The organism is Lachnoclostridium sp. (assembly GCF_031997925.1).
GTDB lineage: Bacteria > Bacillota > Clostridia > Lachnospirales > Lachnospiraceae > Lachnoclostridium.
The window spans coordinates 333,485-359,455 of the sequence record NZ_DAMADT010000001.1 but is presented as its reverse complement, the minus strand read 5'-3'; the positions used below and the strand labels follow the sequence as shown (position 1 = coordinate 359,455).

The 25,971-nt window shown below is 36.5% G+C and carries 16 protein-coding genes and 1 pseudogene; all 17 read right to left on the bottom strand.

Translation table 11 applies throughout. The features are described from left to right. Window positions 1-56: 56 nt before the first annotated feature. Window positions 57-2,390: a helix-turn-helix domain-containing protein gene (locus tag RTP52_RS01525; RefSeq protein ID WP_312368773.1), complete on the bottom strand. Its 2,334-nt coding sequence runs from the start codon at window positions 2,388-2,390 to the stop codon at window positions 57-59. A 245-nt stretch (window positions 2,391-2,635) separates the two neighbouring features. Then, window positions 2,636-4,249, bottom strand: coding sequence for an extracellular solute-binding protein (locus RTP52_RS01520; protein ID WP_312368771.1), 1,614 nt, complete (start codon window positions 4,247-4,249; stop codon window positions 2,636-2,638). A 101-nt stretch (window positions 4,250-4,350) separates the two neighbouring features. Then, on the bottom strand, window positions 4,351-5,259 hold the full coding sequence (locus RTP52_RS01515) for a carbohydrate ABC transporter permease (RefSeq protein WP_312101891.1): 909 nt from the start codon (window positions 5,257-5,259) through the stop codon (window positions 4,351-4,353). A 121-nt stretch (window positions 5,260-5,380) separates the two neighbouring features. Next, entirely contained in the window at window positions 5,381-6,382 is a 1,002-nt protein-coding gene (locus RTP52_RS01510) for an ABC transporter permease (RefSeq protein ID WP_312101893.1), read from the bottom strand. 370 nt (window positions 6,383-6,752) lie between these two features. After that, window positions 6,753-8,927 (bottom strand): Tex family protein, encoded by a 2,175-nt coding sequence (locus RTP52_RS01505; RefSeq protein ID WP_312368768.1) that lies wholly within the window; start codon window positions 8,925-8,927, stop codon window positions 6,753-6,755. A 187-nt stretch (window positions 8,928-9,114) separates the two neighbouring features. Continuing rightward, window positions 9,115-10,863 (bottom strand): ABC transporter ATP-binding protein, encoded by a 1,749-nt coding sequence (locus tag RTP52_RS01500; RefSeq protein ID WP_312368766.1) that lies wholly within the window; start codon window positions 10,861-10,863, stop codon window positions 9,115-9,117. Window positions 10,864-11,129: 266 nt separating this feature from the next. Further along, window positions 11,130-12,134 carry a 6-phosphofructokinase gene (pfkA, locus tag RTP52_RS01495; RefSeq protein ID WP_312101908.1) on the bottom strand — a complete coding sequence of 335 codons (1,005 nt, stop codon included), beginning with the start codon at window positions 12,132-12,134 and terminating at the stop codon, window positions 11,130-11,132. A 419-nt stretch (window positions 12,135-12,553) separates the two neighbouring features. Next, the gene (locus RTP52_RS01490) at window positions 12,554-16,048 is read right to left on the bottom strand and encodes a DNA polymerase III subunit alpha (RefSeq protein ID WP_312368764.1); all 3,495 of its coding nucleotides are present in this window, start codon (window positions 16,046-16,048) and stop codon (window positions 12,554-12,556) included. Window positions 16,049-16,121: 73 nt separating this feature from the next. After that, a complete protein-coding gene (locus RTP52_RS01485) occupies window positions 16,122-17,513 on the bottom strand; it encodes a polysaccharide deacetylase (RefSeq protein ID WP_312368762.1) in 1,392 nt (463 codons plus the stop codon). A gap of 255 nt (window positions 17,514-17,768) precedes the next feature. Next, window positions 17,769-18,026, bottom strand: a complete 258-nt coding sequence (locus tag RTP52_RS01480) for an HPr family phosphocarrier protein (RefSeq protein WP_312368760.1) — start codon at window positions 18,024-18,026, stop codon at window positions 17,769-17,771. Between the two features lie 16 nt (window positions 18,027-18,042). Next, entirely contained in the window at window positions 18,043-18,984 is a 942-nt protein-coding gene (gene whiA / locus RTP52_RS01475; protein ID WP_312105981.1) for a DNA-binding protein WhiA, read from the bottom strand. Window positions 18,985-18,990: 6 nt separating this feature from the next. Beyond that, window positions 18,991-19,848: an RNase adapter RapZ gene (gene rapZ / locus RTP52_RS01470; protein ID WP_312368758.1), complete on the bottom strand. Its 858-nt coding sequence runs from the start codon at window positions 19,846-19,848 to the stop codon at window positions 18,991-18,993. A gap of 35 nt (window positions 19,849-19,883) precedes the next feature. After that, entirely contained in the window at window positions 19,884-20,819 is a 936-nt protein-coding gene (gene murB / locus RTP52_RS01465; RefSeq protein ID WP_312105983.1) for a UDP-N-acetylmuramate dehydrogenase, read from the bottom strand. Window positions 20,820-20,980: 161 nt separating this feature from the next. Next, on the bottom strand, window positions 20,981-21,919 hold the full coding sequence (locus RTP52_RS01460; RefSeq protein ID WP_312105985.1) for an ROK family glucokinase: 939 nt from the start codon (window positions 21,917-21,919) through the stop codon (window positions 20,981-20,983). A 218-nt stretch (window positions 21,920-22,137) separates the two neighbouring features. Then, window positions 22,138-23,067: an HPr(Ser) kinase/phosphatase gene (gene hprK, locus RTP52_RS01455; protein WP_312105987.1), complete on the bottom strand. Its 930-nt coding sequence runs from the start codon at window positions 23,065-23,067 to the stop codon at window positions 22,138-22,140. Window positions 23,068-23,392: 325 nt separating this feature from the next. Further along, window positions 23,393-25,252, bottom strand: a complete 1,860-nt coding sequence (uvrC, locus tag RTP52_RS01450) for an excinuclease ABC subunit UvrC (protein ID WP_312368755.1) — start codon at window positions 25,250-25,252, stop codon at window positions 23,393-23,395. Window positions 25,253-25,361: 109 nt separating this feature from the next. Further along, a pseudogene (locus RTP52_RS01445) lies at window positions 25,362-25,971 on the bottom strand (ATP-dependent zinc metalloprotease FtsH); the annotation flags it as partial.

The following is a 25,971-nucleotide window of genomic DNA, read 5'->3' as shown; positions in this document are numbered from 1 at the left end:
TTATACCTCCGTTTCTAAGCCCACCTAAGAACTCACACCAAGAAATATTGTGAATATTATGATTCTCTGTCCATCATTCTAAATTTTCCAGGTGTCGTCCCAACATGTTTACTAAAAAAACGTATAAAATTCTGCGCATTGGTGTATTTTAATTGTTCTGCAATTTCTGCTACCGATTTATCCGTTTCTATCAACATTTTCTTAGCAATTTCAATTCGCTGTATTGTTACATAATCGGTAAATGTCATGTTGATTTTACTCTTCATAATCTTCCAAATATAACTTGGATGATACCCTAATTGATCTGCACATTCTGTTAATGTGATATCGCTAGAGGTTTCTCGCACCAGCCTAACTATCTTATCTAATACAAGATCAGAATTACTTCGACGGAAGGTGCTTAATTGTTTAATCACCGGCGAAATAATATTATGTTTATAAAAACTTCGGATTTTATCTAAATCCGAAAGCTGATTAAATTGTAAAAACACATTCACTGATCCATGCCCAAAAATATCATTTACCGAAAGTCCAGCATCTGTAGCTACTAATATTACTGCCACCATAAATCGATGCAGATAGAAATGCAGCTCATTTAGAACAGCTCCACTTTCTGCCATATGGTTAATAAAAGTATCTGCTAAGAAAAATGCTTTCACTTTATCACATTCATCCACTGCTGCCTTCATCTCTTTCTCTAAAATAAGTTCATAGGTATAGTTATTCGAGTTGCTGTTTGCTATATCAGAATAAAAAATGAAGTTTTGCTCACATATGGTATTTTCTTTATTTAAGGTTTCATTATTTTTGACCGCTTCTAAACTTTCATTGTAAGCCTGTCTGAATTTCATAAGGCTGTCAAACGGTTGGCTGATACCGAAGTTTACATGATATCCACTTTCTATAACAACATAACTGGTAAGGTGGCGAATCAATTCCACCGCTGCCTCTTCAAGCTCTTCTTTTAACTCTCTCGTAATAGTGCAAAGAATTACATTGGAGTTTGTAACAGCAGGAAATAAAAGCTGGTCACTAATTAAATCCGGCATATTTTCCACAATACTGATTTTTATCATATCTTGTTTTGTATAGTCCCATTCTTCCTCTATTACTTTAGATGAAACACTAATTGCAATAATTGAAACATATTTCATTTTTTCAAAACCAAAATTTTTTAATTTAGATTCAATATCCTCTTTTCTTACTTCTCCTTTTAATAGACGAAGGACGAACAATTCCTTTAGCTGTTTTTGTTGAACTAGTATTAATTCTTCCATATTATTTTTTGAATCGACTAGTCGGTTAATTCGCTTACCGATAAAATTAAACTCATTCTCATTTTTTCCAGCTACCTCTTCTATCACTTCTATATTTCTTAAATTTGTCACCAACTGAGATACTGGACGATAAATTGTTCGAGAACCTAATACAGAGAAAAGAAAAATAAGCGTCATCATAAATAGTATTAAAAGTCCGGCAGTTACTATAATAGAACTAGCTTCATGAGTCACAATGGCAGGATCATAACTGGATACATAAAGCCATCCATTGGCCCCAGAATAGGACAAATTCAAATTAAAACCACTCTTCTTACTAAGTTCTTCGCGCCTTTCTACCAAGGATTCTAATGTTGTATCATGTTCTTTTATGTACTCATCAAGGAATTCTGAAACTTCCTTATGTTCCGTGAATAAAAGTTTGCCCTGTGCATCAAAAACAGTCAATTTTCCACTGCTTAAGCTATTTCTAAGAAGTCTCTCAAACCCAACGCTACTTAAATTAACTAGCAACAAGCAATTTGGGCTTTTTAGGTTTAGTGGAGCCTTAATCGCGAGCGTGATATAGTCGGATTTAATAACACGATTACCTATTCCTTCATTTTCTATACTTAGATATGTCCACTTGCAGTCGCTCATCCCAGTATAGAAAATATCATACAATTGCTCTTGATTTGCCACTTCACTTAAAGGATACATACCATTGCTTGTTAAAACCCAGTCGGTTGAGAAATTAATAAAATAAAAGCTATTGATATAGATCCTTAAGTAAGTCGCACCTAAAAGTTCATCCTGTACTTTCTTTAAATTAGAATAATCGCTGTAAGAAACACTATTTTTCATAAACCAATCGATGGAATCCTCTTTCACTACATAATCCCCCTTCCAAAGAGAAGATATGTAGTTTAATTGCATCGTTTCTGTTACATTTTCTACTTTGTTCATGACCTGCTCTAACGCCTTTGCATTGGATAAGTCGATTTTGTCACTAACCTCATGAATATAAGTAAAATAAAAATAGAATGCCAATAAAATTACTGGCAAAAGTGCACCTGTCATAATAATTATGAAAATTTGTTTTTTAAAGTTAATATTTCTATGCTTTTTTTCCATAGCTTCCCCCATCTTCCGTTATTATTGCCGCATATCTAGTCAAAGAACCTTACTATACATCGTCAAATTTTTCCCCTTTAGCAAGGCTTAAGTGTGTGTGAACACACATAACAAGAAAAAGCACGCTTCGCGAACTTTTCCTTGTCACGAAATAGAGATGCTGCACAACTTACCCTAATTTCTGTATCCAGAGAATTATAAAAGTTGTGCAGCACCCATAGGAAGTTATTTCTTAAACTATGGATTTATTTTGTCTTTGCATAAGCATCATTCACTTCTTCAATTACATCATTGCCACCGGTGGATGCCCAAAGATTCCAAGCTGCCTTTAGTCCGTCTTTATCAATCTCACCAACGATGTACTGTGTTCTTGCATCATTGAGAATTTGATCAAGATTTGCACCGTTTAACGTGTATGTTTCAGAATTAATAATTAAAGCAGCAGCAGGATTGAATACAACATTCTTTTCATTTTCGATATATAATTCCGCTTGAATGTCCTGTCTTTCTGTAGTCGGTATCTTAATTCCAGTAATCATATTCGTTGGTATGTAAGCTACTGTCTGATTTAATGCCTCATAATCAAGAAGTAATGTGTCCTTATTATCTCCCTTAATATCAGTGAAAACATTATTTTCATCTAAGGAATAGTGAATATCCTTAAGGCCGTAAGAAGAAAGAATTTGCATTTCATCATCATTCATTTTATCTAAGAAATGTAAGGCAGCTTCTACGTCAGCTTCTGTTTTACATCCACCTTTCGTTAGTACAAAGAAACCATTAAAGCCAGCTGTAGCAAGAGTATGTTTTTGTCCACCTGCTGTTTTAGCAATCCCTCCACCCATTGGGAATGATGCAATAGTACCATCATTTAATACACTAGGAATATTGTTGTTTACATAGTAATCCCAAACTTTCCTGGCATTATCAATCGTGTCGATATACATTCCTGATAGACCATTCTTATTATCATCCATCCAGGTTCCTGTCTCACGTACTGCCCAATCCTTTGCAATTAAGCCATCATCGTATAGTTTCTTAAACCAGTCCAGTGCCTCTTCATACTCAGGGGTCCGATGTACCGGAACTAAGGAACCATTTTGCTCTACCCAACCATTACCGACACCAAACCAAGTCTGCATAATATCAAGTGGTCCTGTATATTTACAAAGGTTTAATCCATAGGTATCCTTCTTTCCATTGCCATCTGGATCACCATGGGTAAACTGATATAACATATTATATACATCATCAATTGTCTCAGGCTCTTTTAAACCTAATTTATCTGCCCAATCCTTACGATATCCAAAACCGTTACGTCCAAGCGTTCTTGCGCGGTATATTCCGTATAAACCACCGTCTACAGACACCATATTACAGATATTTTTATTTGCTTTTGAAAGATTCGGATATTTCGCCTCATCAAAGATAAAGTCGTTTAGATTCCAGAAGGCTCCTGCTCTTGCATTATTTACAATGTTTGCATTAAATGAGCCACATGCGATAATCATTGGCATATCAGAACCAGAAGCCAAAGTTAAACTTAATTTATCCTCATATGCATCACTAGGTACAAATTGGAATTCAACATCGGTTTGCGTATAATCTTCTAACACTTTAATTACTTGTTCTGCATTTGGCCCCATCATAGCCTGACCTGAATAGTCAAATGACATAATACTAACCTTCTGTCTTTCTTTCGGTGTATTAGTTACTCCGGCATTCTCATTTACCTTTGGTGGCTGAGTAGCAACATTACCCTGCACATTTGTCTTTTCTTCCTTCGCACTACATCCTGCAAAGCTGGTAATAACCAATGCTGTAGCAAGTAACATGGATAATAACTTTTTCCTTCTCACAATAAACCCTCCATTCATAATATATATCTTTTTTAAAGACATACTGCGGTCTTCACCCTTCCACAGCAACATCCTACAACAACACCTTGCGGCGATAGTTGTCATCCTTTTACAGAACCAACCATAACTCCTTTTGCAAAATGCTTTTGTACAAAAGGATATACCATAAGGATCGGTACTGTTGTAATTACAGTTGCAGCCATACGGATTGCAACCGTCGGTGGGGCACCAAATTCCCCCCAGTCAATAAGACTACCATCTTTTGAAATACCTTGAGAAGTCATAACTATTTGGCGCAGGAATAACTGTGCTGTATATTTCTTCTGACTGTTTAAATAAATCATCGGGCCGAAGTAATTGTTCCAGTATCCAACAGCTGTAAACAAAGTTATGGAAGCCAGTACAGGCTTTGATAACGGTAAGGCAACTTTTCTAAATATCTTCCAGTCTGATGCGCCATCAATCCTTGCCGCATCTTCAAGTTCTAATGATAAGCCCTGAAAGAATTTCTTAATAATAATCATGTTAAATGCATTAATCGCTCCCGGAATGGTCAAAGCAAGATAACTATCATACCAACCAAGCCCACGAATCAGCATAAACATTGGGATCATACCAACCGGTAATAACATTGTTAAAATCACCATGTTTAATATTAGATTCTTACCCCTAAAACCTCTTCTTGAAAGCGGATATGCGAATAATGTCATTAAAATCATATTAGTAATGGTACCGATTGCAGTTAATAATAATGAATTTTTGATACCTAGTATAATTGCTCCTGTTTTTATTATGTATTGATATGCATTGAAAGAAAATTGACTCGGGATTAAAAAAAATGCTCTTTCGATTAATTCTTTTTCTGTAGCAAACGAACCTGCTACAATATATAAAAATGGTAACAGTGTAATCAATGCACATAAACCGCAGAACGTATATATGACACCTGTTATCACACGGGTACTAAGTCTGCCCTTGATGCCTCTACTTTTATGCATAACTATTTTCATGTTTTCCCTCATTTCCGCGCTGCATTTTGTCTTTCCTATAAGACAATGCGTCTCCAAAAGTTTGTGATTGCAGCGCAGACACAAACTTGCCAAGTGAATGTACTACCTTCACTCCTACAAATTAGTACAAACCATCTTCGCCGCTTTTCTTGGCTATCTTATTTACTGTCAGTACCATAATGGTACCAACAATACCTTTGAATAAACCGACTGCTGTTGCATAAGAGAAGGATCCTTGTGTAATTCCTTGTTTGTATACATAGGTATCAAATACTTCTGAAACAGAACGATTTAGTGAGTTCTGTAAGAGGAAGATTTGCTCATATCCAGTATTTAGAATAGATCCAACCCGAAGGATTAACATGGTAATTATAGTTGATTTTATCGCTGGCAAAGTAATGTGCCACATCTTCTTCCATCGTCCTGCACCATCCACTTCTGCTGCTTCGTATAACTGAACGTCCACCCCAGCTAAAGCCGCTAGGAAAATAATCGTACCATAACCAGTTTCTTTCCATACCGTCTGAAGAAGTAATATTGGCCTAAACCATGCTTTACTTGATAAGAAATCAACTGTATGACCGGTCATCGCCTGTATTAGCTGATTGATAATGCCATTCGATTCATTTAAGATTAAGTAAGTAAGACTATATACTACGACAAGCGATATAAAATGTGGTATGTATACACAGGTCTGGACGACTTTCTTGTAACCATTATGCTTAATCTCATTTAACAGTAGTGCTAAGATAATCGGCATCGGGAAAAAGATAATCAAATTCATAAAGGAAATTGCCAGAGTATTCGTTAGTAACATTGCAAAGTCTTTCCCTGCAAAGAAGTTCTTAAAATGCATCCATCCAACCCAGTCACTTCCCGCTATTCCTTTATATGGACTATAGTTTTGAAAGGCAATGATATTAAAAATCATTGGTATATAGCGAAATACTATAAAGTAAATAATCCCCGGAAATACCATAAGGTATAAAATATAATGTCGTTTGAAATATTTTAAAAAAGGAATCTTCTCCTCATATTCTATCTCTTTCTTTTTCTTACTACGTCGAAATAGCTGTCTTCTCGTATTTACAATTGCTAATGCATCTTGTTTGGTTGATTCCATCTTCTAGCCTTTCCCCCTTTGGATACTTGTTGAACTGATTGTTTATTGAATTGTGCATTTTACACATATCAACAACGATTAAATTGTTGTTTTATATGCAAATGTTATCACCCGTATTGATAAAACTCAATAATCATATTATTTCATTTTCTATTTCGCTGTAAATCATACATAAATAATTGTATTATTTGTTAATTTCATCCAATAATCAAAACATCTACTAAATCGAAATTTGCGGTTTGAAAATGAGTATTGATGCCGCAATACCCATTGAATCGGCAAACTATGCCCATGCTGGCAATAAAAAAATACCAGATGCATGAATTACTAATTTACATTCATGTCATCTGGTATTCTTTATATTTTGTTTTTATAAAATCATAGAGAGCTGTATTCTTTTTTTCGAGACATCCACACTTAAAACTTTTACTTCCACAATATCTCCAACACTAACGATATCAAGTGGGTGTTTTACAAATTTCTGCTTTGACATCTGTGAGATATGAACCAAACCATCTTGATGTACTCCGATATCAACAAATGCTCCGAAATCGATGACATTACGTACGGTTCCCTTTAAAATCATACCTTCGGTTAAGTCTTTCATATCAAGAACATCGGTTCTTAAGATTGGTTTTGGCATCTCTTCTCTTGGGTCTCTGCTTGGTTTTTCTAATTCCTTAATGATATCATTTAAAGTAATCTCACCAATCGAAAGCTCCTGTGCCATCTTCTTTTTATCTTTCATGTTCTGGCTAATTGACTGCTCTTTTTTTGTATCCGCCTCTTTTGCTTTTGCTTGTAGTTCTTTTAAATCTTTCACATCAAACCCAAGCATCTTTAGAAGTTTTTCAGCTGCTTCATAGGATTCAGGATGCACGCTAGTTCCGTCCAGTGGATTATCTCCATCATTAATTCGTAAAAATCCTGCACATTGTTCAAAAGCCTTTGGTCCAAGTTTTGCAACCTTTAATAATTGTTTTCGATTCTTAAACTTTCCATTTTCTTCACGGAACGAGACAATATTCTTTGCGATTGGTTTCGAAATTCCAGAAATATATTCAAGTAAGGAAGCAGATGCAGTATTTAAATCTACTCCAACTTTATTTACACAATCTTCTACAACTCCGCCTAATGCTTCGCTTAGTTTCTTTTGGTTCATATCGTGCTGATATTGACCAACGCCGATCGATTTCGGTTCAATCTTTACTAATTCAGCTAATGGGTCCTGAATTCTTCTTGCAATAGAAGCTGCACTTCTTTGTCCTACATCAAAATTAGGAAATTCCTCCGTTGCTAACTTACTTGCCGAATATACCGATGCTCCAGCCTCATTGACAATAACGTAAGAGATTGGTTCTGGAATTTCTTTTAATAGATCTACAATAATTTGCTCCGATTCTCTGGAAGCAGTACCATTTCCAACAGAAATTAAGGTAATCTGATATTTCTTAATTAATTTCTTTAAAACCGTTTTTGCTTCCTCCACCTTATTTTGTGGTGCTGTCGGATAGATTACTACAGTATCTAATACCTTTCCTGTCGCATCTACTACAGCAAGCTTACAACCGGTACGAAACGCTGGATCCCATCCAAGAACAACTTGTCCAGCAATTGGAGGCTGCATTAAAACTTGAGTTAAATTCTGCCCAAATACTTTAATTGCACCATCCTCTGCTTTTTCAGTTAAATCATTTCTGATCTCACGCTCGATTGCAGGTGCAATTAAACGGTCATAACTATCTGCTATTACCGCTAAAAGATAATCATTGGTATATGGATTATCTCTCTTAATCACTTTACTCTTAAGATAGTTCATTATTGTTTCTGTTGGTGCTGTTATCTTAACTGCTAGAAATTTCTCATTTTCACCGCGATTTAAAGCTAAAACTCGGTGACCCGCCACCTTAGAGATTTTTTCACTATACTCATAATAAAGCTCGTAAACAGATTCTGCTTCTGCATCCTTTGCGGCGGAAGTTATACTACCTTCTTCAAAAGTAATCTTACGAATATGAATTCGATAATCCGCTTCATCAGAGATACTTTCTGCGATAATATCAAGTGCACCTGCTATAGCATCCTTCGCGGAACTTACTTCCTTCTCTTCTGATACATAGTCTTCTGCTATCTCTAAAATATCACTGGAAACCTCCTGCGCTAGGATGATTTCTGCCAGTGGCTCTAATCCCTTATCTTTTGCAATTGTCGCTCTTGTTCTACGTTTTGGACGATATGGGCGATATAAGTCTTCTACCACTACTAAGGTTGCTGCAGCTTCAATTTGTGCCTTTAACTCTTCTGTTAATTTCCCCTGTTCTTCGATACTTGCAAGTACGGAAGCTTTCTTCTCTTCCAAGTTTCGCAGATAGGTTAAGCGCTCTGATAGATTTCTTAGTACCTCATCATTTAAAGAGCCAGTAACCTCTTTTCGATATCTAGCAATAAAAGGTATCGTATTTCCTTCATCGATGAGCTTTACAGTTGCTTCGACCTGTTCCAGTTTAATTCCTAACTCTTCTTTTAATTGTTCGAATATATTCATTCGGATAACTCCTATTCCTGCACATGTCTTTTCACTTTCAGCTTGTATCAAAATTTCTTTGGTACAATACTGTCCATAAAAATAAGAATTCTTCTATATATTCCTGTGCAATCTTCGATTTATTTTATCATTCCAATGTTTAGAACGCAAGCAATTCCCCATTTATTGGTTTTAAAGCTTCTTAGGTTTATGCTTCTTGCCTTTCATAAGTTAAATGATAAAGGGAGGCATAAATACCGTCTAAAGACAACAATTTTTCATGAGTTCCTTGCTCTTTAATACCTTCCTCAGTTAAAACGATAATGTTTCTTGCATTTTTTATCGTTGATAAACGGTGGGCTATAACAAAGGTTGTTCTGTTTTTTGCTAATTTTTCTAAAGATTCTTGAACTATCTTTTCACTCTCATTGTCAAGCGCTGATGTTGCCTCATCAAAGATTAGAATAGGTGGATTCTTTAGAAACACTCTTGCGATACTTAGTCTTTGCTTTTGTCCTCCTGATAGTTTCACACCACGCTGTCCAATATAAGTATTATATCCTTCTGGAAGATTCATTATGAACTCATGAGCATTTGCATTCTTCGCTGCTTCAATAACTTCCTCCATGGTAGCATTTAAATCGCCATAACGGATATTATCTGCAACCGTTCCTGCAAAAAGATAAACATCTTGCTGCACAATTCCTATGTTTTTTCTTAAGGATTTTTGAGTTAGGTTACGAATGTCCTGTCCATCTATTGTAATTCTACCTGAGCTAACTTCATAAAATCTAGGGATTAAGCTGCACATGGTTGTTTTTCCTACACCTGAAGAACCTACAAGTGCAAGATATTCACCGGCTGGTACCTGCAGATTGATATTTCGAAATACCTCACTGGTTGTATCTTGATATTTAAAAGACACATCTTCAAAACTAATATCTCCACGAACATTTTTCAGTTCTTTCGCATCTTTAGAATCTACGATATCTGGATTAGTCTCTAATATCTCCATAAACCGACTAAATCCTGTGATACCATTTTGGAATTGTTCTGTAAAGTTAATCAGTTTACGAATTGGCTCAATGATATTATTAACATATAACATAAAGGTTAACATATCACTTAGTAGGATACCACTCAGTGCTATCAATACTCCGCCACCAACAATTACAGAAACATTAATAAGATTTGTAAACATGGAAAGTCCGGAATGAAAGGTTGCCATTTGCCAATATGCATGGCTCTTACTGTCAACAAAACGCCTGTTACCTTCCTCAAACTTCGAGATTTCACACTCTTCATTGGCAAAAGATTTTACTACTCGAATACCGGATAGGTTATCTTCAATCTGTGCATTGATATCCGCAATTCTTTCACGATTTTTACGAAAAGCACGGTTCATTCGACCTTTCATAATGTAAGCAAATATAAACATCATCGGAATAAACAAGAACAGTATGATAGTTAATTTCCAGTTAATGCGAACTAAAATAATAAACGCACCAACGAATTTGATAATTGAAATTACAATATCCTCGGGGCCATGGTGACATAATTCGGTTATATCAAATAAATCATTTGTGATACGAGTCATTAATTGCCCTGTTTTTTGATTGTCATAGAAGTTAAAGGATAGCTTTTGGAAATGTCCAAAGATTTCATTTCTCATATCAAATTCCATCTTTGCACCCATGATGTGTCCTTTATAAGCGATAAAGAAGTTACATCCAAATTCGAGTAATGCTAGTCCAACTAACAAAACTGCCGTTCGTATAATAATTTGTATTGCCTGATTAATTTCGTTATTTACTAATACATCTTGTGTAATGTAACGAACGATTAACGGATAAACCAATGAAATACCTGCAGCAGTTATTGCACAAAGCATATCTGCTAAAAATAGTTTCCTATACGGTTTGTAATAAGATAAGAATTTTTTTGCTCTAGGGTTCATATGTAGTCCTTTCTTTGATAGTATTCATAATCTACTATATACCACATGTCATAGCCTTTATTCAATATATAGTGATCCGCGATAAGCAACAAGAAAGCCGTTAATAAAGTCATCTGCTTGTTATAGCACAATTTTCTTTATTAACAGCTTCTTAATATTATAACTCTATTCTACTTAAAATTCGTTTTAAAATCAATAGTAGAAAGAAACTATACTATCATACTTTCCTGTACGATTATGAATTTCTACTCTTTTAAAACGATAACTTATCTTGATAATTTTTTGGACATCTGATATAAGTACTCGTCCAAATCTTTTGTCATTGAAAGAGCCTCATTGATATCAAAGTCTACAAATTCACCATGTTTATAAGCAACAACTCGATTGCTTCCACCTCTACATAGGATATCTACTGCTTTTGCTCCCATTGCTGATGCATATACACGGTCCTTACAAGTTGGACTACCACCACGCTGAATATGTCCAATAATAGTTGCACGTGTTTCCATACCAGTTGCAGCTTCAATTCTTTTCGCCATTCCATAGGAATCGCCAATTCCTTCTGCATTTACAATGATATGATGTTTCTTACCAATTTTACGCTTTTCAATAATATTACTGATAATCCTCTGCTCATCATGGTCATAACGCTCCATTGTAAGAACATCTTCTGCTCCATTTGCAATACCACACCATAATGCAATATATCCAGCATTTCTACCCATAACTTCAATAATACTGCAACGTTCATGGGATGTTGAAGTATCACGAACTTTATCAATCGATTCCATTGCTGTATTCACAGCGGTATCAAAACCAATCGTATACTCTGTACACGCTATATCAAGATCAATGGTTCCTGGAAGTCCAACAGTATTAATTCCCCTTGCTGCTAATTGCTTTGCACCTTGGAAAGAACCATCACCACCAATAACTACTAATCCATCAATTCCATGCTTTTTACAGACTTCTGCACCTTTATCCTGACCCTCTTTCGTAACGAACTCAGGACAACGAGCTGTATATAATATCGTACCACCACGTTGGATGATATCCGATACACTATTTGCATCCATATCAATAATATCTTCTTCTAAAAGTCCTGTGAACCCTCTGCGAATTCCCTTTACCTCTAATCCATTCGCTAATGCTGTACGTACTACTGCACGAATAGCAGCATTCATACCAGGAGCATCTCCACCACTTGTCAATATACCAATTGTTTTTACCTTACTTGTAACGTCATTTGAAGCACTAGGCTGCTCAAACATTACTTCTTTCGCACTTGTCATAGTACTACCTCCAGAATTTATATGATTTTGTATATAATTCTTGCTCGGATCAACATACGCTTACATGGTCAATCCTAATATCCAATTCAAATGGATTAGGATTTGATAACTACCATAATGGGTGATGTTTACAAGAAAATTCCCTCAAAATTCCCTTGCCATAAATACAAGACAAGGTTTCTCTAGGCAATCTTGCCTTGACGCCTTGTCTTGGATAAATACTTCCTTTTATCTGCGTATATTGTAATCTATTCAATACTTTTTTTCAATAGCATTTTCTTCGAAAATATGCGAAAATATGAGGTTTTTTTAGTACTTTGGCTTTGGTTTTCCAATGAAAGTGCTTACAATTCTTTCAAAATTTTTCATTCCATTAAATGGCTGATTTTTCTGGAATTTTATAACTTTTCTACGACTTTAATATTCTCCTCCAAAAATGCATTTCTTAGGTTCTCAAGAAGACCATCTTCGATTAAAACACTTTGACTTTGTGGTAATTTTTTAATTGCTTTTTCCTTCTCGCAATATACTGTAATACGATCATTACCATCATAATTTTTAATAATTTCATACAACGCCTTTTCGTTGTTTAAAAATGCTTCTTTATCCGAGAATTTTATCCATAACTCTTTATTAATCTCCGCAAATGGTGTAATTGATTGGCAAATTAGTTTTGCAGGTTTGTCCTCTTCTACTGCTACTTTTCCTTTGATAAATACTCGATTATCAATCTCCAAGGTGTATTTATACTTCTCATAATCACGTGGGAAGATGATAACTTCCATCGTACCAAACATGTCTTCCAATGTAATAAATGCCATAACGGAGTTCGTTCTCGTTGTTTTTAACGTTCGAGAGGTTATCATACCACCAACCGTTACCGTATCACCATCCGTTACTTTTACTGTATTCGACTCCTCATCTATGATAAAATCCGCTGTATTTGCAGTTGCATTTCTTTTTAACAGTAACTCATATGCCTCTAATGGGTGACCGCTAACATAGATTCCAAGTACTTCTTTCTCAAACGCAAGTAACTCTTCTTTCGTATATTCCCCTACTTCCGGGAAAATAACCTCATCATTCATAACTTTAGCATCACCATCAAGATCAAACAGACTCATTTGCCCTGTCATAGCTCTTTTCTTTTCTTGACTTACTCCATCCAGTACCCCGACATAGACATGCATTAATTGCTTTCTTGTTCCTGGCATACTATCAAAAGCACCTGATTTGATGAAACTTTCAATGGTTCGTTTATTCACTTCTTTCCCTGAAAGTCTTGATGCAAAATCCTTTAAGTTAAGGTATGGACCATTTTCTTCTCTCTCAAGTACCAAGGCCTCAATAACTGGTCTTCCAAGCCCCTTTATTGCAGAGAGTCCATATCGAATATTTTCACCATTTACCGTAAAGGTTGCAAATCCATCATTAATATCCGGTGGTAGAAGTTTTATTCCCATCTGACGGCAAGTATAGATATATTCTGCCACTTTACTTGGATTATCAATCACGGAAGTCATAAGTGCTGCCATGAACTCTACCGGATAGTAACATTTTAGATAAGCTGTTTGATAGGATACTACCGCATATGCAGCCGCATGAGATTTATTAAAAGCGTATTTCGCAAAGTCTGTCATCTCATCATAGATATGATTGGCAACCGCTTCAGGAATACCTTTGGATATACAACCAGGCACCCCTTCTTCAACATTTCCGTATACGAAGCTTTGTCTCTCTTTCTCCATCACCGATGCTTTCTTCTTCGACATTGCACGGCGCACCAGGTCACTACGTCCAAAGCTATATCCTGCAAGCTCTCGAACGATCTGCATAACCTGTTCCTGATACACGATACAACCATAGGTTGGGGATAAGATTGGTTCTAGTTCCTTGCATTCATACTTAATACTCTGTTGATTATTTTTACCTTGAATGTATTTTGGTATAAAGTCCATTGGACCTGGACGATATAAGGAGATACCGGCAATAATATCTTCCAGGTTTTGAGGTTTTAATTCCTTCATGAAGCTCTTCATTCCTGAGCTTTCTAGCTGAAAGATGCCCTCTGTTTTACCAGATGAAATTAAGTCCAATACTTTAGAGTCATTATAATCGATTTCATCAATGTTAAGAAAACTCTCTTCGCTCTCCCCAAGTCTAGTCTTAGCTTGATTCACAAGCAAAACTGCGTTTTGAATCACGGTTAAGGTACGAAGTCCTAAAAAGTCCATTTTCAGTAATCCAAGTTCCTCTAAGGTTGTCATTGTAAACTGAGTTGTTATGGAATCATCGGAGGACCTAGATAACGGAACATATTCATCTGCCGGAGCATTACTAATAACAACGCCTGCAGCGTGCATGGAGGTATGGCGTGGTAACCCCTCTAAACGCTTTGACATATCAATTAAATGCATCACTTCGGGATCAGATTCATAGAGTTTTTTTAAATCCGGATTTATATTAAGTGCTTTCTCAATGGTGATCCCAAGCTCTGTAGGAATCATCTTTGCAACCACATCAACCGATGCATATGGCATATCAAGTGCACGTCCCACGTCACGGAGTACCGCTCTTGCCGCCATTGTTCCAAAGGTAACAATTTGAACTACTCGATCCTTTCCATACTTAGATACCACATAATCTATAACTTCCTGACGACGTTCGAAACAAAAATCGATATCAATATCTGGCATCGTAAGACGCTCTGGATTAAGAAATCGCTCGAACAAGAGACTGTATTTGGTTGGATCTATATTTGTAATCTCCAAGCAGTAAGAAACAACACTTCCCGCAGCACTACCACGTCCAGGGCCTACGATGATATCATTGTCCTTTGCATATTTAATAAAGTCCCAAACAATTAAGAAATAATCGACAAATCCCATATTCTCAATTGTTTCTAACTCATAGTTTAATCTGTCCCAAAGTTCCTTTGGTGGTACCTTATAACGACGTACCAATCCTTCTTCACAAAGCTTTTTTAGGTACTCTTTCGCACCTTCTGGGCTTGCTGAATAAGGAGCTGGGACATCATATTTCGGAAGTTTATACTGGCCAAATTCAATTGTTACATTACAACGCTTTGCAATCTCCTCTGTATTTTGGAGCGCCTCAGGAGCATATGGAAATAACTCTCTCATCTCCTCTGGAGATTTCATGTAAAATTGACCACCAGCGTAACGCATACGATCTTCATCTGCTACTTTCTTCTGCGTTTGGATACAAAGTAGAATATCATGGGCAGTTTCATCGGTATCATAGGTATAGTGAATATCATTGGTAGCTACCAGTGGAATTTTGGTTTCCTCACTAATTCTTAGCAATCCTTGATTCACTGACTTTTGTTCCGGATAGCCATGGTCTTGTAATTCCAAAAAGAAATTGCCGACACCAAAGATCTCTTGCAGCTTTAAAGCGGATGCTTTCGCTTCTTCATAGAAATTTCTTCGGAGCATCACCGCAACTTCACCAGCAAGGCATGCTGTCAGCGCTATGATACCCTCGCTATATTCCTTTAATAATTCATAGTCTACTCTTGGTTTATAATAAAAGCCTTCTGTGAAGCCCCTTGATACAATTTTCATTAAGTTGTGATAGCCGATATCATTCTCTGCTAATAAAACAAGATGATAATATCGTTCGTCACTCGCACTGCCCTCTTTATCAAATCTGGAATTTGGTGCAACATAAACTTCACAACCGATAATTGGCTTTATTCCTTCTGCCAAACATGCACGATAGAAATCGATAGCACCATACATAACTCCATGATCCGTAATTGCTAGTGCATCCATCCCAAGTTTTTTCGCTTGAGCGGCCATTTCCTTTATCTTACCAGAGCCGTCTAGGAGACTAAACTCTGTATGCACATGCAAATGTGTAAAACTCATAATTTCCTCATTTCTGCGCTGCTTTTGTTCCTCTCAAGTGTGTAGCTGCAACGCAAGCACAAACACTTTCACTTTACTTTAATGCCGGTCTCGCATCATCCAGAATCGTACTAAGATTAAATATATCCTTCAACCGTTCTGGATACTGAATCATCGCCTGCCCATCGATAGCACGACGGCTCATACGAACATAATTATCTTTCACCTGTATCCAAGGCTCCTTAAAAACTCCAAAATAATAATAGAACCCAACGCTGTCTAAGTATTGAAACTTTGCATTCTTATAAGTACCTGCACCACTTTGAATATCGATTCCAAATGGAAAGATATAAAGATCTGTTTCTCCAACCAAAGAACCCACATATTTTAACCATTTATCGGTATCCTTTTTTAAGAACTCCACAGTACAAGCTTCCATATCACGATGTCCATTACTATGGCTGGCGAACTCCCATCCGTACTGCTCCATCACTTTCGCCACCTGCTTTACTGTCTCTCTATCCTGATCATAGGTTATAGAACCCTTAGATGCTGGATCCGTACGATAGCCAAGTGCTCCTTCATAACCAGTTAGCGCAATAATACCCCTTGCCCCACGATAAGAAAAATCAGGGTGCTCCTCAATGAATCTTTCAACAATAGGCACCATATCATAATCTCCAATTGAGGTAGTGCCATCGTCATTTCTAATCAAAGTGGAGGGTTTTCCATTTTCATCAATCACCATACAGCTAGCAAAACCATCCCCAACCATATAATCATAATAATTTACGTCATCCTGCGATAACACGAATGGCTTTTTATTTGGAGGTAATAAAATCTCTCCATCTTGATATGCTGTTGTTCCATCTTCCTTCGTAACCTTCGTAACAAGATCATGAACGCTTACTAAAACATAGTCATTTTCATATAACTGTCTTAGAATCTCTTTAAATTCTTTCACGGTTACCATGTAATAGTTATAGCCATTCGTTTTGTAATCTCCATCAAATGCCTTGCTGGTATCATAGATTAAGGAATGAAAAAATAAATGACTTACCTCGGAAGAAGACTTATAAGCACCAAATGGTTCGAGGGACTTTTTCTCCTCTTCAAATTCATTTATAGCAATCATATAGGATTCAATATTTTCATAGCCTTCTTCCGATTTTAGCATATTGATCGCTTTGTCATAATCATAGCCTGCTGCTAATAATTTTGCTTTCTTTAACACCTCTTGTTGCTTCGCTTCCTGCTCTTTTTTTAGTTCCTGTATCGGATCAACGGTTGGAGTAATCGCAATGTTGTTATTACCGGTCTGAACCACTGGTTCTTTTTTGTCTAATGGATCCACTTTATTCTCTGATAATCGTTTCATAGCAAAACTAATTAAGAGCACCGAAAGAATGAGTCCTTCCGTAATTATTATCATTGTAACCTTACGAACTGTTATCTTACTATTTTTTGACTTTTTCTGATTATCCATCCATATCCTCCGTTCCTATAATGTAGCTTATCAGAAGTTTGCTTTTAACTTCTGATAAAAGGTGCGCTCTTTGCACCGCTTATCTGATTAAAAGTTCCTATGACATATTTACTTTATTATAACACTAGAACACCTGTTTTCTCAATGTTTATATTCAAAGCATAAGTAAAAAGAATTTATAAACGTTTGTCAATATTTAAGAAAAGAGCTTTTGCTCCAGAAATTTCTCTGTTTTGCAAAAGCTCTCAATTTAATTTATTTATTTCCACAAAGATATTTTTCAATGTTTTCCATCGCAACTTCCTCGTCGGAACCATCTACGATAACATTGACTTCCTCTCCGGCTGGAAGCCCGAGACTCATCATCCCCATAATACTCTTCGCATTTACTTTTTTCTCTTCACATTCAACATAAACGTTGCTTTCATACTGACTGGCTACCTGAACCAATAACGCTACCGGTCTAGCCTCTAATCCTGTTGGTATTTTGATAACAATTTTCTTAGAAATCATCGCTTGTTTCCTCCTTTTATTGCCTAAGACCATCCGCAATAGAACACAGTTTTTTTAGTCGGTGATTCACGCCTGATTTACCAATCGGCGGATTCAACATTGCCCCCAATTCTTTCAAAGAGCTTTCAGGATAAGAAATTCTTAGTTCCGCAATCTCCTCTAACCCTTCGGTTAAGTTGTCAAACCCTATGGTGTCTCTTATAAATAGTATATCATCAATTTGTTTTGCAGCTGCAGTTACTGTTTTATTTATATTAGCTGCTTCACAGTTCACTTGCCGATTGATAGAATTTCTCATCTCCTTAAGAATTCTGACATTCTCAAAATCCATTAGACTAGTATGAGCTTCCATAATATTTAATAAATCAACTATTTGTGAACCCTCTTTCACATAAACGACATAATATTTCTTCCGAAGTACTATCTTCGCTTCTATGAGAAAGGAATTGATAATCTCTTGCAATTGATTGGCACGCAAAGAATCTGGAAATACGATTTCATAATGATAAGTTTTTTCCGGATCACTCATGGAACCTGCTGCCAAAAATAATCCTCGTACAAAAGCTCGTTTGCAGCAAGTATTTTGTACCACAATAGGATCTACTACCAGTGCCTTATCACCTATTTCTTGATGTAAGGATAGTTTCGTTGCCTGATATAAAAGTGATACTTGCTTAGGTAGCTTTACGACGAGCAAAAAAAGCAAACTGTTTTTTCCAGCTTTATTTTTTCTAATTAAAATTTCAGTATTAATATTAAATGTTTTTTTCAATAATGTAAAGTATTTTCTTGCAACTATAATATTTTCTGTCTGTAAGACAATGCTTTTTATTTCCCCATCCTTTTGAATGACGTGGCCGCATGCGCTAAGTAGCGCAGCAATCTCTGCAAGTCTACAGTGTCTCGCATTGCTTATCTGCTTCGCGATTTCTTCCTTAACGTCTTTAGAAAATGACAAAACTATCTACCCCTTCTCAACATCCCTGTGCTCTGCCTTAACTCCGTATTCCGTAGCAGATAATCGTTTTTTAATCTCATTGGCCAATGTCACCGAGCGATGTCTGCCACCAGTACAACCAATGCCAATTACCAATTGATTCTTTCCTTCTGCAATATAATTTGGAATTAGGAACAATAGCATATCCATAAGTTTCGTTAAGAATTCCTCCGCTTGCTCTAATGAAAGTACAAAGTCTCGAACCTCTGGTTCATTCCCTGTCTTATGCTTTAGCTTAGGAATATAATACGGATTCTGTAAAAAACGCACATCAAAAACTAAATCCGCATCACTTGGTAACCCATATTTAAATCCAAAGGACAACACGGTAATAAAGAAGGTTCGATAGGGGCCATCCTGTACAAATATATTATCAATCTCTGTTTTTAATTCACGTACAAGCAATCTGCTTGTATCAATAATGTAATCTGCTCGTTCTTTTAAAAACCTAAGCTTTTTACGTTCCAATTCTATACCTTTATCCACACGCCCAGTTCCGGATAAGGGATGCATTCTGCGCGTTTCTTTATAGCGCTTTACTAAGATTTCTGTGCTGGCCTCGAGAAATAAAATTTCATACTGATAACCAGCTGACTTTACATCCTCAAGGACTTTACCAAGTTCCTCTAATGCCTGACCGCTACGAATATCGATTCCGAGTGCTACTTTCGTTATATTCGCACTTTCTTTTACCGCAAGCCTTGCAAATTTCATGATAAATGGGATTGGTAAATTATCCACGCAAAAATAGTTGCTATCTTCTAACATCTTAAGTACCGAGCTTTTCCCTGCTCCTGACATACCTGTGACTATTACAAATCTCATATGTTCATCCACATCCTCCGCCACACCCTGACACCTTAAGCATTAGTATTGGCTTCCTCACCAATTAAACGTACCTCTGGTTCTAAAGTTACGCCAAATTTTTCTTTTACAATACGCCTGACATCATCAATAAGTTGCAATACATCTTTTGCAGTTGCATCTCCTGTGTTTATCACAAAGCCACAATGTTTTTCCGAAACCATAGCTCCTCCGACCCGGTATCCGCGAAGTCCTGCATCCATAATTAGCTTTCCTGCAAAATATCCCTCTGGCCGTTTAAATGTACTTCCGGCACTTGGATACTCCAATGGTTGCTTTTCTTTTCTCGCTTGGTTAAGTTCTTCAATTTTTATAAGGATATCTTCCCTATTCCCCTTTTGTAATAAAAAAGTAGCATCAATAACATAATACCCTTTTTTTTGTATAATACTGCTTCGATAAGAAAGCTCCAGTTCTTCCCTGTTAAGAGATAGAATCTCTCCTTCTTTCGTTAACACACGTGCACTTTTTATACAGTCTTTGATTTCCCCACCATAAGCACCTGCATTCATATAAACAGCTCCACCTAAACTACCCGGTATTCCTGCTGCAAATTCAAATCCAGTTAAGCTTTCATTCGCTATCTTCATCGCAAAAGCAGAAAGATTCATTCCAGCGCCACCGGTAACCAAATAGCCATCTTCACATTGGGTTACAAAAAATCCCTCCGTGTTATCCTCCTGCTTTAATACAACACCACGTATTCCTGCATCTGAGATCAAAAGATTACTACCCTTACCAAGCATAAGTAGAGGTAAGTTATGCTGATTACAACACCGAATAACAGCTGCAGTTTCCTCTGATTTTTTTGTTATAACAAAAAAATCAGCAGGACCTCCAATCTTAAATGTCGTATGCTTACTTAATGGTTCATTACAAAGTACTCGATCCGGTGAAACTATATTTTTTAATTCTTGCAATACTGTATCCACTTATTTCCTCTGGTTTGTATAAAGGTAATATAACAAACCTTTCTTTCTAACTATTATTACTACATAATATGCCTAGAGATTTCTTTTATAATTCAATATGAATCAGAAAAATGGAGCTAATATCATAGGAATCTTAGAACGAAACTATCTCTACTAGCAATTTATCCAATCACTAATTTTGCACAACCGTAGATTCCTGCATCATTTCCAAGTTCGGCAAGGCGGAATTCTTTACCTGCTAGCGCAAATATAATATTCTCATTATAATATTTTGAAATCACATCAAGTAACATAGAACCAGCTCTTGATACACCACCACCAATTACAAATACTTGTGGATCAACCGCAGCAGCAACATGAGATAATGCTAATCCAAGATATCTACAAAGTTCTTCAACAAGCTCCAACGCTACTGTATCACCCGATTTAGCGTGGTCAAAAATATCTTTCGCTGTAATCGAAGCAATATCACGAAGTGAGGTAGCAACACTTGGATCTAATAAACGTTTTTTAGCAAGGCGAACGATTCCTGTGGCAGAAGCATATTGTTCCAAATGGCCGTGCTTACCGCAACCACAGGCTTCTGTCTCATGAAGATTCACTGTCATATGGCCGATTTCACCGCCACCGCCATTACTTCCTGCAACAATCTTACCATTTAAAATAACTCCGCCTCCTACGCCAGTTCCAAGAGTTACCATTACAATGTCCTTATAACCCTTGCCACCGCCCATCCACATCTCTCCAAGAGCTGCAACGTTAGCGTCATTTGCAGAAGATACCTTTAGTCCGGTAAGTGCACTCATTTTTTCATTTACATTAAAAATATCCCAACCTAGATTGGCACATTTTAAGACAGTTCCATCTTCGGTAATTGGGCCTGGTACACCAATACCAACTCCGAGCACATCCTTTTTCTCAATGGATAATTCTTTTAATTTGGCTTCAATTGTATCCGCTACATCCTGTGGTACCTGTATACCGCCATTTTCCGTTCTGGAAGGAATCTCCCATTTTTCTTTTAATTCACCATTCTCTGTAAATAAACCACATTTAATTGTTGTACCACCAATATCAATTCCAAAGCAAAACTTATCCATGTTACCAATCCCCCTGGTATTTTATTAAAATGAATCTCGTACTTCTCTATATTCTAAAAATCTAAATCATGAAGTAACTTATTGCAAGAGTTTTTCGTCATATCTTTTACCCCGCAAAGTATCTTTAAAGTATCTTTAAAGTTCCTTTAAAGTTTCTCTATAGCTACTTTTATTTACTTTTTTTACTCTTTTTTTGTCTTATTTGCTCTTTTTTTGTCTTATTTACTCTTTTTTAATAAATTATTTGTTACGCGATTATATAATTCCTGAGCTGCATTATAGCCCATCTTCTTTTGACGGTAATTAACAGCTGCAGACTCGCAGATAACAGCAAGATTACGTCCTGGACGAATCGGTATATTATGACATACTACTCTGTTACCAAGGAACTCAATATACTGTTCCTCAAGACCAAGACGGTCATACTCTTTATCTCTATTCCATTCCTCTAACTTGATTACTAAGTCAATTGATTGTGTATTCTTAACACTCTCAACACCGAATAACGTCTTTACGTCAATAATACCAATACCACGTAATTCAATAAAGTGACGTGTGATATCTGGAGCTGTTCCAATTAAGGTATCATCACTAACTTTTTTAATCTCTACTAAGTCATCTGTAACAAGACGGTGTCCACGTTTAATTAGTTCAAGAGCTGCCTCACTTTTTCCAATTCCACTCTCGCCCATAATTAAAATACCTTCACCATAGACATCAACTAATACTCCATGGATTGATATTCTTGGTGCTAATTCTACTTTTAACCAACGAATCACTTCTGCCATAAAGGAGGAGGTTGTCTTCTCTGTACGGAAAATAGGTACTCCTTCCTCTATCGCAACTTCTTTAAAATCATCAGAAACTTCTATACCACGACAGAAAACAATACATGGCATTTTAAAGCTCATAAGCTTTTTCATAATACCAAGCCCGTGATCCTTCTCAAACTTTTGCATATATGCGTGCTCAACATTTCCAATAATCTGTACACGATCGGAATCAAAATAATCAAAAAACCCAGTCAGCTGTAACGCAGGACGATTCACATCAGGCTGTGTTATTTGAATGCTGCTGATATCAATTTCAGGAGTGCAGTTTTCCAAGTTCATCTTTTCTACTAATTTTCCCAATTCAACAGTATACATAGCAATCTCCTTTGCGTATTTTCTATGTCATATCATAAATATAATCGACTTTCTAAAGTTGTAGCTCATTCTTCCCACATTCTATCATATTCGCCTTTTATAAGCAACCACTCCCACATGAGTTTTCTATGCAATCATAGTAGTTTTTTATCAATAATTGAGTGGAACACTCCCACCTCAAAGCGTTTCAGCGCGTAGGTGGTGAGATGAATTTTCACGCGGATTAAGGCGTAAAAGACTTAACAAATTTACATTCCCTTCACCCAGAAATGTAAAATTCTTTCACACGGATATTTGTGCCTCAGCACAAATATCAAGCATGTTTTCAAGAATGAAAGAATTCGTATACTTTTGTTGCGGAAAGCTTATTCATGGATGGTACCGCAATTAAATCTTCCATACTTGCCTCTTTAATTGCATCTATGGATACAAAATGCTTCATAAGTGCTCTTCTTCTCGTCTGACCAACACCATCGATATCATCAAGAATGGAATGTATTTGCGCCTTAGAACGTAGGGAGCGATGATACTCAATTGCAAAACGATGAGTCTCATCTTGAATTCTTGTTATTAATCGAAACGCTTCACTATGAGTGTCGATTGGAATTTCAACATTATTATAATATAACCCTCTTGTTCTATGGTTATCGTCCTTGACCATGCCACATACTGGTATGGCTAATTTAAGTTCGTCCAATACTTCTAGGGCAATATTCACCTGTCCTCTGCCACCATCCATTAAAATCAAATCCGGATATCTCGTAAAACTTCCATGGCTGATATCGATATTTTTCTTAGCAAGTTCTTCTGCTTCCTTCTGTCCATGGGAAAATCTTCTGGTCAATACTTCACGCATCGAAGCATAATCATCTGGTCCTTGCACTGATTTAATCTTAAATTTTCGGTAATCATTTCGTTTTGGTTTACCATTTTCATAAACAACCATAGAGCCAACAGATTCAAATCCATTGGTATTGGAAATATCGAAGGATTCCATGCGATATATCCCAGGAAGAGAAAGCATCTCTGCAATATGCTTAACTGCTCCAATGGTCTTTGCTTCTTCCCGTTGTATCTTATCAGAGTCTTGTTGTAATACCAGTGATGCATTTTTTTCTGCAAGCTCAACAAGACGTTCTTTATCTCCCTTTTTAGGAACATGAATTCTTACCTTTTGTCCACGCTTTGTACTTAACCATTCACTGATTAATTCCTCTTCTTCTAGAGGCTCCGATAATAATAATTCTCTCGGGATATACGGAGTCCCTGCGTAAAATTGCTTTACAAAGTTCGTCATTATACTAGATCTGCTCTCATTTGCCACTCCAGTAATATGGTAGTGTTCTCTTCCTAGCATTTTACCATCTCGTATAAAAAACACCTGAGCTACTGCTTCATCGCCAGTACTTGCAAATGCTATGATATCTCGATCAACACCATGCACATCAGATGCTTTTTGCTTCTGGCTTAACTTTTCGACACTAAGTAATAAATCCCGATACCCTGCTGCTTCTTCAAATTCTAAGTTTTCGGAGGCTGCCTTCATCTTAGCTTGTAAATCCTTTGTAACTAAAGCATAATTACCATTTAAAAACTCAATCACTTCATCAATCGACTTACGATATTCATCTTCTGATATATACCCTTGGCATGGTGCCTTACATTGTTTGATATGATAATAAAGACAAGGACGTTCTAAACCTATGTCTTTTGGCAGATTACGATTACAGGTACGAATAAAATAAAGGCGACGAAGTAGATCTAAAATATCTTTTACAGCTCCCAAACTTGTATATGGGCCAAAATATTTTGCCTTATCTTTTTTCTGTTGTCTTGCAAATAATACTCTTGGATAAGCTTCATTCACAGTTACTTTGATATAAGGATAGCTCTTGTCATCCTTAAGCATCGTATTATATTTTGGACGATGCTCTTTAATTAAGTTACATTCAAGTACCAGTGCCTCCATCTCAGAGTCTACGATAATGTATTCAAAATGGTCGATATTACTAACCATCTGTTGTATCTTTGTTGATAAATTTCTACTGCTCTGAAAATACTGCCTTACACGATTTTTAAGACTGATTGCCTTGCCTACATAGATAATCTCGTCATTTTTATTATGCATTATGTAGACACCTGGCTTCGCAGGAAGTTTTTTCAGTTCTTCGTCTAAATCAAACATAGTTATCCTCATTTCTATTGTGAATAATTCGTAATTTGGAATTCGTTTGCTTTAATCTGAAAGAGTTACTAGGGACATTCATCCGTAGTAACTCTTATCCTTGTCATCACTATAACACGGTATTCCCTGAGTTACTATTCTTTTCTTCCTCAGTTTCCGTTTTTTCTTCTCTCAATTCTGCTGCTCTTACTATTGAAGAATTAGACCCTTGATTTGCCTGTTTTATTACAGGAACTTCCCCAATTTTATTTCTTTCTTCGGAAGAGATTAATTCTTTCTCTTCTTCTGGAATTCCTTTTACCTCACGATATATCTTCATGAATTCTTTTCCTGTAATTGTCTCTTTGTTTACTAGGAAGTCTGCAATCTTATCTAATACATCACGATTATCTGCCAAAAGCTCTTTTGCACGATCATAGCATTTCTTAAGAATTACCATGACTTCGCTATCAATTTCAGCTGCGGTAGCATCTCCACAATTAAGTACTGATCTACCATCCAAATAGCGATTTTCTACGGATTCTAATCCAATCAAACCAAATCGATCTGACATACCATACTGTGTTACCATCGCACGGGCAATGGAGGTTGCTTTCTCAATATCATTAGAAGCTCCAGTTGTAATAGATCCAAAAACTAATTCCTCCGCAGCACGTCCACCATATAAAGTAACAAGTCGTGCTAACAGCTCATCCTTACTCATCAGATATTTCTCTTCT